Annotated in this window: 10 protein-coding genes and 1 pseudogene; 3 read left to right on the plus strand and 8 right to left on the minus strand. The window is 37.4% G+C overall.

The annotated features are described in order from the left end of the window. Positions 1-61 precede the first annotated feature (61 nt). The 5 genes from rbsC to HMPREF2701_RS07720 are packed head-to-tail and all read right to left on the minus strand — an operon-like array spanning position 62 to position 4758. Positions 62-1006 carry an ABC transporter permease subunit gene (rbsC, locus tag HMPREF2701_RS07700; RefSeq protein ID WP_004248623.1) on the minus strand — a complete coding sequence of 315 codons (945 nt, stop codon included), beginning with the start codon at positions 1004-1006 and terminating at the stop codon, positions 62-64. Between the two features lies 1 nt (position 1007). Continuing rightward, positions 1008-2486: a sugar ABC transporter ATP-binding protein gene (locus tag HMPREF2701_RS07705; RefSeq protein ID WP_070482658.1), complete on the minus strand. Its 1479-nt coding sequence runs from the start codon at positions 2484-2486 to the stop codon at positions 1008-1010. Between the two features lie 13 nt (positions 2487-2499). Then, entirely contained in the window at positions 2500-2898 is a 399-nt protein-coding gene (rbsD, locus tag HMPREF2701_RS07710) for a D-ribose pyranase (RefSeq protein WP_000759835.1), read from the minus strand. After that, positions 2873-3784 (minus strand): ribokinase, encoded by a 912-nt coding sequence (gene rbsK, locus HMPREF2701_RS07715; protein WP_070482665.1) that lies wholly within the window; start codon positions 3782-3784, stop codon positions 2873-2875. The genes rbsD and rbsK overlap by 26 nt, the downstream gene beginning before the upstream one ends. Further along, positions 3781-4758: a LacI family DNA-binding transcriptional regulator gene (locus HMPREF2701_RS07720; RefSeq protein WP_070482669.1), complete on the minus strand. Its 978-nt coding sequence runs from the start codon at positions 4756-4758 to the stop codon at positions 3781-3783. Before HMPREF2701_RS07720 ends, rbsK begins: the two co-directional genes overlap by 4 nt. Before the next feature lie 134 nt (positions 4759-4892). Between HMPREF2701_RS07720 and HMPREF2701_RS11100 the strand changes: the two are divergent. Continuing rightward, positions 4893-4970: pseudogene (locus HMPREF2701_RS11100) on the plus strand (DNA-binding transcriptional regulator); the annotation flags it as partial. Here the strand turns inward: HMPREF2701_RS11100 and HMPREF2701_RS07725 are convergent. The 3 genes from HMPREF2701_RS07725 to HMPREF2701_RS07735 form a co-directional block, all read right to left on the minus strand. Beyond that, positions 4967-5434 (minus strand): 8-oxo-dGTP diphosphatase, encoded by a 468-nt coding sequence (locus HMPREF2701_RS07725; protein ID WP_070482670.1) that lies wholly within the window; start codon positions 5432-5434, stop codon positions 4967-4969. The pseudogene HMPREF2701_RS11100 and the gene HMPREF2701_RS07725 sit on opposite strands and share 4 nt — an antisense overlap. 22 nt (positions 5435-5456) lie before the next feature. Further along, positions 5457-7445 (minus strand): excinuclease ABC subunit UvrB, encoded by a 1989-nt coding sequence (gene uvrB / locus HMPREF2701_RS07730; RefSeq protein ID WP_070482671.1) that lies wholly within the window; start codon positions 7443-7445, stop codon positions 5457-5459. A gap of 76 nt (positions 7446-7521) precedes the next feature. Further along, positions 7522-8475 carry a CPBP family intramembrane glutamic endopeptidase gene (locus tag HMPREF2701_RS07735; protein ID WP_070482674.1) on the minus strand — a complete coding sequence of 318 codons (954 nt, stop codon included), beginning with the start codon at positions 8473-8475 and terminating at the stop codon, positions 7522-7524. Between the two features lie 172 nt (positions 8476-8647). Between HMPREF2701_RS07735 and HMPREF2701_RS07740 the strand changes: the two genes are divergently transcribed. Continuing rightward, positions 8648-10813: an ABC transporter substrate-binding protein/permease gene (locus HMPREF2701_RS07740; RefSeq protein WP_070482676.1), complete on the plus strand. Its 2166-nt coding sequence runs from the start codon at positions 8648-8650 to the stop codon at positions 10811-10813. After that, the coding region (locus HMPREF2701_RS07745; RefSeq protein WP_070482678.1) for an amino acid ABC transporter ATP-binding protein at positions 10813-11297 on the plus strand (485 nt) is incomplete at its 3' end. The genes HMPREF2701_RS07740 and HMPREF2701_RS07745, both read left to right, overlap by 1 nt.

Genomic DNA, 11297 nt, shown 5'->3' on the forward strand with positions numbered 1-11297 from the left:
TCCCGATTATTGTACGTCATCTAATAAATTGTTACTATTTCCAAAAAAATTGAAAATTATTCTACTGTTTTACAACTTTAAAACGATCAATCAGAACAGCAATTAAGATTACAACTCCTTTTACTACTTGTTGCCAAAATGCTGAAACACCGATAATATTAAGTCCATTATTCAAAACCCCAATAATTAAAGCACCTATTAAGGTCCCCAGTATGCGACCTTTACCTCCTGATAAAGAGGTTCCCCCAAGAACAACAGCTGCAATAGCATCCATTTCATAACTAGCACCTGCTGTTGGTTGAGCAGAACTTAAGCGTGATGTTATAATCAATCCAGAAATTGAAGCCATAATACCTGAAATTGAATAAATGATAATTTTCACTTTATTTAGTTTCACACCTGATATATATGCTGCTTTTTCATTCCCCCCTATAGCATATACAGATTTACCAAATGCTGTTTTATGAAGTAAAACATATAAAACAATAAATACAATAAACATAATAATTACAGGAAATGGAATTCCTACTATGTAACCTTGCCCCAAAAATTGAAATAAGAATGTATCACTTAATCCTTTTGTAATAGGATTCCCATTTGTATAAACAAGTGTTGCTCCCCTAAAAATAGTCATAGTCGCTAAAGTGACGATAAATGGAGCTAATTTCCCGTAGGAAATCAATAACCCATTCATCATACCTAGAATGCAACCCAAAATTAAAGAGATGAGAATTGCTAACGTAACAGGCATTCCAGATCCTAATAAACCTGCTGTTAGCGCGCTGGATAAGGCTAAAATTGATCCTACTGATAAATCGATTCCACCTGTTAGAATAACAAAAGTCATTCCAAAAGCAATCAGTGCATTTGATGTTACTTGCAATAGTAAATTTAACAGATTATTTGCTGTTAAAAAATTTGAATTGATAATAGTGATGACAGCCATTAAAATTATCAATGCTATTACCGTTGTCAATTCTGACATGTACTTCATAGTATTTTTCACACTATTGTCCTCCTGTAGCTAGTTGCATAACTTTTTCTTGTGTAGCTTCTCGACGTGTTAATTCCCCACTAATTCTACCTTCATGCATGACCATAATGCGATCACTGACTCCAATCACTTCTGGTAAATCTGAAGAGACCATAATAATCGGTACACCTCGTTCAGCTAATTCATTCATTAATTGGTAAATTTCACGCTTAGCTCCAACATCTACCCCACGAGTTGGCTCATCTAAAATCAGTACTTTTGGTGCAATACCTATCCATTTTGCTAAAACTACTTTCTGTTGATTACCACCAGAAAGTGTCCCAACTTCCTTATCTGGATAACCTGATTTAATTTGTAACCTATCAATTAAGCGTTGTACAAATATACCACTTGTTTTATTATCGAAAATGCCATTTTTAACAAAATCACGAGTACTAGGTAAAGTCATATTATCTTTAATAGAAAAATCTAAAATCAATCCCTCATCTTTACGATCTTCTGTTAAGAAACCAATTCCATGCTTAATTGCTTCAAAAGGATTTTTAATTATCAGTTGTTCTCCGTTTATTATAATTTGACCAGATTTTAAAGAATCAATTCCAAAAATTGCTCGCATTATTTCAGTACGACCAGCACCCATCAAACCAGAAAAACCAAGAATTTCCCCTTGACGTACATAGAAAGAAATATCCGTAAAAGCATCACCAGAAAGATTCTTAGCTTGAAAAACAATATTCCCAATCTCAGCCTTTTTTTCTGGATAATAATCTTCTAATTCACGGCCTACCATGTTCTGAACTAATTCATCTGCATTAGTTAACTTCGTTTTCTTGGTATCAATTACAAACCCATCCCTCATAACAGTTATAAGATCTGTGATCTTAAAGATTTCTTCCATCCGATGTGAAATATACACAATACCTACACCATCAGATTTTAATCCTTCTATCACTTTAAAAAGTGTTTCAGTTTCACGATCAGTTAAAGCTGCTGTGGGTTCATCCATAATTAACAAGGAAACTTCTGATAATAAACATTTTGCTATTTCTATCATTTGTTGTTGTCCGACTGATAATTGACCAATGATTGCATCGAGAGGAATAGAGATATTAAGACGTTTAAATGCTTCTTTAGCTTTCCTTTCCATACTAACTTTATCTAGAAACCCAATCGAATTTTTAATTTCTCTTCCTAAAAAAAGATTATCAAGTACAGTCATATCTGGCCAAGTATTCATTTCCTGATGAATAAAACTCAGTCCAAACCGTTCTGCCTCTTGAGGATTAGAAAATGTTTTTTCTTTTCCATCAATAAAAATAGTTCCTGAAGTAGCTGGAAAAAGTCCAGTTAAAATATTCATTAAGGTTGATTTGCCTGCGCCATTCTCCCCCATTAAAGCATGAACTTCTCCTGAATTAAGAACCAAATCAATACTTTCTAAAACACGATTATTCCCAAAAGATTTTGAAATGTTCTTCATTTCAATTTTCATAGGCAACCTCCTTCTAAATAATAACTCCTGATTGCAAGATTATATTCGAATATGGTGTATCTTCCCCAGTGCGAATAACTGCCTTAACTTTAGTATTCATAGCTTTCAATTCTTCATGACTAATATATTCAATAATTATATTCGATCCTAAAAGATCTAGAACTGCTTGCCACTGTTCTTTGTTTTTTTCCTTAATTTCTTCTGCTAAGAAAATTTTTTCGATAAGTACATGATCTGAATATTCTTTTAAAACTTCTAAAAAACTTGGACTACCTTTTCTTAATGCTAAATCAATTTTATCAACACCTTTTGGAACTGGCAATCCTAAATCTCCGATACAAACCAAATCCATATGACCTAAATCATCAGCTAGTTTAGCTATATTACTATTTAAAATCCCATATTTCTTCATATCCTGAATGCTCCTTTATTTCTTTCAAACTCGGCATACCTCCTTGCGCTCCAAATCTTTGAACAGAAAGATGTGAAGCAATCGTTGCAAAGGACAATGCAACATCCATCTCTTTTCCTTTTGAGATAGCATAAGCAAAAGCACCATTAAACGTATCTCCTGCTCCTGTAGTATCAACTACTTCTGCTTTTATAGCAGGAATTTTCTTAACTGCTGTCCCATCATAATAAATAGAACCTTCAACTCCTAATGTCACAATCATTTTATTAGGATAAATTTTAATAATTTCTTCAAATTTCTTATCTGGAAAAAGCTCTGAACATTCGTGCTCGTTAGGAGTAATAAAATCACAAAAAGGAATCATCTCTTTGTCTGTTTCTCTAGCTGGTGCAGGATTGTAAAGAACCTTAACTTGATTTTCTTGGCAAAATTTAGCTATAGATAAGTTGGCTTCATGTGGTATTTCATTCTGTAATACAACAATACTTGCATCACTAAGTAATTTCCACTCATTTTTCCAATCATTTGTTTTAACTAAATTATTAGCTCCGGGATAATAAATAATCCTATTATCACCTCCATATAAAGTAATTTGTGCAACTCCTGAAGACTGTGGTACCGTTCCCACATATGCTGTAGAAATATCATTATTTTGCAGATTACTTAATAAATCTGCTGAAAAAATATCTTCTCCTACGTTCCCAAATATGTAAATATTATCTTCAACACTGGATAATCTACCAATAGCTACAGCTTGATTTGCACCTTTTCCACCTGGAACTATATTAAATGAATCGCCAAAAATCGTTTCACCTCCTTCTGGAATCCTTTTTGTTCCCATAACTAAGTCCATTGAAATGCTTCCAACAACAACAATTTTACTCATTTCTTTCTCCTTAATGTATTTCTTTCTATGTACCTAACAGGGAGTTTAATTTTAGCTTCATCTATAGAGAACTTATTTGCCATATTATAGATTAGCTTTGCAGCCTGTTCTCCCATTTTATATGATGATTGGTGAATAGTTGATAAAGAAGGATAAATAAATTGACTAAGTACAATATCATCATAACCAATGATTTGAATATCATCTGGGATTTTTTTACCAATTGCTAAAATTTCATGAATATAAGCTATCGCATGAATATCAGAAGGCGCTATAATACTATCAATATTTGGATTTCTTTTTAGATTCTCTTTAGCTTCTGTTTGAATTTTTTCAAACTCAAATGTTTCACTTTCTTCAATACGAATCTCTAAAGATTTATTCCTCAAATAGTTTAAACTTGCTTCAAATCGTTCCGCAATGTTCTCAGCTTTATCATCTAAAACTTTAATAATCATAACTTGCTTAGCGCCAGCATTCCAAATTGCTTTAGCAGCCAAACGTCCACCCAACTGATTATCAGAAAAGACACCGTAACCTGTATCTTTACTAATCCGGTCAACCACAACGACAGGTAACGTCAGATTTGGAAATTCCTTTGTAAAGTCAAGTGTCGTTATAATACCAGCTGCATTTGTTTTTAACAAAAGGTTTATATATTCTTCTAACGAATCATGATCTGAAATAGTACCAACCATAATCCTATAACCTTTATCTTTCAAATATGATTCAGCTCCTCGAACCAATCTTGGGAAGAAGGGATTAGAAATATCTGGCAATAAGAGTCCTACCATTTGATTTTTTTTAGTTTTCAAAGATTGTGCTAATACATTTGGTGTGTAATTTAATTTCTTGATAGCATTTTTTATCTTTTCTCTCGCATCATCTCCGACGTAGCCTTTTTTCGAAATATATCTTGAAACTGTTGACTTTGATACTCCAGCTTCTTCAGCAACCTGTTTTATTGTAGTCATCACTCCTCCTTTTTTATTGTGGAACCGTTCCCTTATTTATATAGTAAGCGTTTTCTTTTATTTTGTCAATACTTTTTTAGAAATATTTTAAATTTATTTCAGAGTACACATGTTTTTACTAATATCCTATTACTATTAGATACGAAACACAACAAGACCTCCACTATATTGAGGAGGCCTTGGATCAGCTAGGTTATTTAGTAAAAGACTAGAAGATTTTCTTCTCCCAATCATCTTCTGTACAGCGAGGGTAGAAAAACTCTGATTTGTCAGGAGCTTCCATCATCTCCATCAAGGGTAACATATCATAGGCCAGATCCAAGTTTGGAATCTGGTCTTTTTGCACCCAAGAAACTTCTCCTTCATCTGAAGAGCGAAGGCTACCAGAGAACTCAGTCGCCTTATAACAAATGACAATATAGCGCCCACCTGTATCTAGTGGCCAATTTTTAATGCCGACAAGTTGAGGATTTTGGATAGTCAATCCTGTTTCTTCGTAGATTTCACGAATGACAGACTCCGCAAAAGCCTCACCATTTTCAACATGACCTCCAGGAAAGGAATAACCAGACCAGCGATTTGTTTCAGGAGAGCGATACTGCATAACCACGCGCTGAGTTTCGGGGTCTTCAATCAGACAAATGTTTGTTAAAATTGTTAATTGGGAACGGGACATATTTTCTCCTTTAGATACTATTCTAATCCAACGCCTTGACTTCCAGCATCATATCACGTATCTGAGCTGCTAGTTCAAAGTCAAGCACTTCGACGGCTTCTTGCATTTGTTTTTCGAGTTTTTTGACGAGTTCTTTGCGTTCTTGTTTGTTGAGGCTATTGATATCGACTTCCTTATCCTCTTCTTTAACAACTGCCTTGGTCACGGCAATCAGGTCACGAATTTCTTTCTTGATGGTTTGTGGAACGATACCATGTTCTTCATTATAGGCCATCTGGATTTTCCGACGGCGAGCAGTTTCATCGATAGCACGTTGCATAGACTGGGTTACAGTGTCAGCATACATGATGACATGCCCTTCACTGTTACGAGCAGCACGACCAATGGTCTGGATGAGTCCACGCTCGTTACGAAGGAAACCTTCCTTGTCAGCATCGAGAATAGCTACTAGGCTCACTTCCGGAACGTCAATTCCTTCACGGAGCAGGTTGATTCCGACCAAGACATCAAAGACACCCAAGCGCAGGTCACGGATAATCTCTGTCCGCTCTAAAGTCTTGATATCTGAGTGCATGTACTTGACCTTGATGCCCATTTCCTTGAAGTAGTCGGTCAAGTCCTCTGCCATTTTCTTGGTCAAGGTTGTGATAAAGGTTCGCTCGTTCTTCTCAACACGGGCATTTATTTCACCTAAGAGGTCATCAATCTGTCCCATAGTCGGACGGACTTCCACCTCAGGATCCAAAAGCCCTGTCGGACGAATGATTTGCTCAATCACTGTCTCAGTCTGTTCATTTTCATAGTCACCAGGTGTCGCTGAAACGTAAACAATCTGATGCACATGGCTTTCAAATTCTTCACGACGGAGAGGACGATTGTCCAAGGCAGACGGCAAGCGGAAACCGTAATTTACTAACATTTCTTTACGCGAACGGTCTCCATTGTACATACCCTTGATCTGCCCCATGGTCATGTGGCTCTCGTCAATCATGATCAAGAAATCATCTGGGAAGAAATCTAAGAGCGTATAAGGAGGCTCACCTTCGCTACGCCCATCCATGTGGCGTGAATAGTTCTCAACCCCATTGGTATAGCCCATCTCACGCAGCATTTCGATATCATACTCTGTCCGTTGTTTCAAGCGCTGGGCTTCAAGCAATTTGCCTTCTTTCTCAAAGATAGCTAACTGCTCTTCCAATTCGGTCTGAATTTTATCAATGGCCACTTCCATGTGGTCGTCATTGGTCACAAAGTGAGTAGCTGGAAAAATCGCCAAATGATCCACTTCTCCCAAGACCTGACCTGTCAAAGCTTCAACTTCACGAATACGGTCAATTTCGTCTCCAAAAAATTCTACTCGAAAGGCATGCTCATCACGAGAGGCTGGGAAAATCTCCACTACATCCCCACGAACGCGAAATCTTCCGCGTTGGAAATCAATATCATTTCGTTCAAACTGGATATCAACCAAGTCATTCAAGAGTTTATCACGAGAAATTTCAAGACCTGGACGGAGACTAACGACGCTATCAGCGTATTCCTTGGGCGAACCCAAACCATAGATACAAGAGACTGAAGCCACGACAATAACATCGTTACGCTCCAAAAGGGCTGAAGTCGCTGAGTGTCGGAGCTTGTCAATCTCGTCATTGACAGAGCTGTCCTTTTCAATATAGGTATCACTAGAAGGGACATAGGCCTCAGGTTGGTAATAATCATAGTAAGATACGAAGTACTCAACTGCATTTTCAGGGAAAAATTCCTTAAACTCCCCATAGAGCTGTCCTGCTAGAGTTTTATTGTGGGCAATAACCAGAGTTGGTTTATTGACTTTGGAAATGACCTGACTCATGGTATAGGTCTTCCCTGTTCCGGTCGCCCCCATCAGAATCTGAGCTTTTTCTCCACCCTCGATATTATCAACCAACTGCTCGATAGCTTGTGGTTGATCTCCTGATGGTTGATATTTTGATACTAGTTTAAATTGATTATCTGTAATACGATTGATCATAAGAATCCTCTCTCCATGTGCTATTCCTATTTTAGCATACTTGTAGCATTTTCACGAAGAAAAGGACGGACCGAAGTCACATCCTTTCATTTTCTTTCTTTAATTTATAGCCAAGATAAACAATCAGCAGTAGCAAGACTAGACTTGTCATGATAGAACCTTCAATTCCAAAAGATCCTCCTGATAGCCAACTCTGATCGCCTTGTGGTAAAAAGGTCATCAATGACGTTCCTGATGGTTGACCACTAACTAAAATCCCAAAGAGATTGCCCTGAGCAAAATTCCAAGCCCCATGAATACCTGCTACACCCCAAACTGTATCTGTTTTGAGGAGGTAAAGTGACATGGCAACTCCGAATAAGAAGAGATTCACTAGAGATAGTGGTGTTAGACCAGAATTTCCCACATGAAGCAGGGTAAAGAACAGGCTCGATATAAGAACAGCTAGTTTTAGATTGGTTCTTGAAGCCAATTGAGGAAGGAGCCAAGTACGCGACACTACTTCTTCTGCTGTCCCCTGTAAAATCCAAAATGGGATAGTCAAGACAACAAAGGTAAGAGAATAAGGATTCAAATGAATAGACTCAAAACGATATTGCCCCAAGACTACTAAACCTAACAAAGTAAGAAGAAAAAGTGCCAAACCTAGACCAAATCCTTTAAGGAGATTGCTGAGGAAATTCTCTCTATAAAATCCTAAAGTTCGAATAGGTCTTTTCTCAACTTTTCTAGTCCATCTGAACACAGTGTTGAGAACGAACCCAAAGGCCAGTAAATCTAAAATTAAATGAAAGTCACTTGTTTTATCCGTCAAGCTCTGATGCAAGGTCTGCAAGTAGGTTGCAAGATTTTGACCAGCCTCTCCAAAATTTCTAGCAAGTCCGATGAGAGCTAACAAACTAATACCATACAGAGTATAAGCCACAAACTCTCCTATGAAGACAAAAGCAAAGGCTAACAAGGGGCTTGTGTAAATGTTTAAACTCATTTTTGAAGCTTGGAAGTCTTTAAATATTCTTTTGTTCTTCATATCCCTGTCCTCTTTTCTTCTATATATACTATTATTATAGCACTTTATAGTAGCAATTCAAGAAAGAAAAGGAAAAAAACAATGTTATATTTTCTGACACAGAAATATAAAAATTTGCCTTTTTTTACTTTTTCTGATATAATGGGAAAATATTCGGAAAAGGAGACTAAAAATGAAGAAAAAATTTCTAGCATTTTTGCTAATTTTATTCCCAATTTTCTCATTAGGTATTGCGAAAGCAGAGACAATTAAGATTGTTTCTGATACCGCCTATGCACCTTTTGAGTTTAAAGATTCAGATCAAACTTATAAAGGAATTGATGTTGACATTATTAATAAAGTCGCAGAGATTAAAGGATGGAACATTCAGATGTCCTATCCTGGATTTGATGCAGCGGTAAATGCGGTTCAAGCTGGTCAAGCTGACGCTATCATGGCAGGAATGACAAAAACTGCAGAACGTGAAAAAGTTTTCACCATGTCTGATACTTACTATGATACAAAAGTTGTCATTGCCACTACTAAGGCACACAAGATTAGTCAGTATGACCAATTAAAAGGTAAAACTGTTGGTGTTAAAAATGGAACTGCTGCTCAACGTTTTCTTGAAACAATCAAAGACAAATACGGCTTTACTATTAAAACATTTGACACTGGAGATTTGATGAACAACAGCTTGGCTGCTGGTGCCATCGATGCCATGATGGATGACAAACCTGTTATCGAGTATGCCATTAACCAAGGCCAAGACCTCCATATTGAAATGGATGGTGAAGCTGTAGGTAGCTTTGCTTTCGGTGTTAAAAAAGGTAGCAAATACGAGCACCTGGTGACTGAATTTAACCAAGCCTTGGCTGAAATGAAAAAAGATGGTAGTCTTGATAAAATCATCAAGAAATGGACTGCTTCATCATCTTCAGCAGTGCCAACCACAACTACTGCAGCTGGTCTAAAAGCAACTCCTGTTAAAGCTAAATACATCATTGCCAGTGATTCTTCTTTTGCACCATTTGTGTTCCAAAACTCAAGCAACCAATTTACTGGTATTGATATGGACTTGATTAAGGCAATCGCTAAAGACCAAGGTTTTGAAATTGAAATTACCAACCCAGGTTTCGATGCAGCGATTAGCGCTGTACAAGCTGGTCAAGCAGACGGTATCATTGCTGGTATGTCTGTCACAGATGCTCGTAAGGCAACTTTTGACTTCTCAGAATCATACTACACTGCCAATACTATCCTCGGTGTAAAAGAATCAAGTTCAATTTCCTCATATGAAGATTTGAAAGGAAAGACAGTTGGTGTTAAAAACGGAACTGCTTCTCAAACCTTCCTAACAGAAAATCAAAGCAAATACGGTTACAAAATCAAAACCTTCGCTGATGGTTCTTCAATGTATGACAGTTTAAATACTGGTGCTATTGATGCCGTTATGGATGATGAGCCTGTTCTCAAATATTCTATCAGTCAAGGTCAAAAATTGAAAACTCCAATCGCTGGAACTCCAATCGGTGAAACAGCCTTTGCCGTTAAAAAAGGAGCAAATCCAGAATTGATTGAAATGTTCAATAACGGACTTGCAAACCTTAAAGCAAACGGAGAATTCCAAAAGATTCTTGATAAATACCTAGCTAGTGAGTCTTCAACTGCTTCAACAAGCACTGTTGATGAGACAACTATCTGGGGCTTGCTTCAAAACAACTACAAACAACTCCTTAGCGGACTTGGTATCACTCTTGCTCTAGCTCTTATCTCATTTGCTATTGCTATTGTTATCGGGATTATCTTCGGTATGTTTAGCGTTAGCCCCTACAAATCTCTTCGCGTCATCTCTGAGATTTTCGTTGACGTCATTCGTGGTATTCCTTTGATGATTCTTGCAGCCTTCATCTTCTGGGGAATTCCAAACTTCATCGAGTCTATCACAGGCCAACAAAGCCCAATTAACGACTTCGTAGCTGGTACTATCGCCCTCTCACTCAATGCAGCGGCTTATATCGCTGAAATCGTTCGTGGTGGTATTCAGGCCGTTCCAGTTGGCCAAATGGAAGCCAGCCGAAGCTTGGGGATCTCTTATGGAAAAACCATGCGTAAGATTATCTTGCCACAAGCAACTAAATTGATGTTGCCAAACTTTGTCAACCAATTCGTTATCGCTCTTAAAGATACAACCATCGTATCTGCTATCGGTTTGGTGGAACTCTTCCAAACTGGTAAGATTATCATTGCACGTAACTACCAAAGTTTCAAGATGTATGCAATCCTTGCTATCTTCTATCTTGTAATTATTACACTTTTGACTAGACTAGCGAAACGCTTAGAAAAGAGGATTCGTTAATGGCAAAACTAAAAATTGATGTAAATGATTTACACAAATATTATGGAAAAAATGAAGTCCTAAAAGGAATTACGACTAAGTTCTATGAAGGAGATGTTGTTTGTATCATCGGCCCTTCGGGTTCTGGTAAGTCAACCTTCCTTCGTAGCCTCAACCTTCTAGAAGAAGTTACTAGCGGTCACATCACTGTGAACGGTTATGACTTAACTGAAAAAACAACCAACGTTGACCACGTCCGTGAAAACATCGGAATGGTGTTTCAACACTTCAACCTCTTCCCACACATGTCTGTATTGGACAACATTACTTTTGCTCCAATTGAACACAAGTTGATGACTAAGGAAGAAGCTGAGAAATTGGGAATGGAGTTGCTTGAAAAGGTTGGACTAGCAGATAAAGCTAATGCGAACCCAGATAGCCTATCAGGTGGTCAAAAACAACGTGTGGCTATCGCTCGTGGACTAGCAATGAATCCTGATATCAT

This window comes from Streptococcus sp. HMSC077D04, assembly GCF_001808785.1.
Taxonomy (GTDB): Bacteria; Bacillota; Bacilli; order Lactobacillales; family Streptococcaceae; genus Streptococcus; species Streptococcus mitis_BX.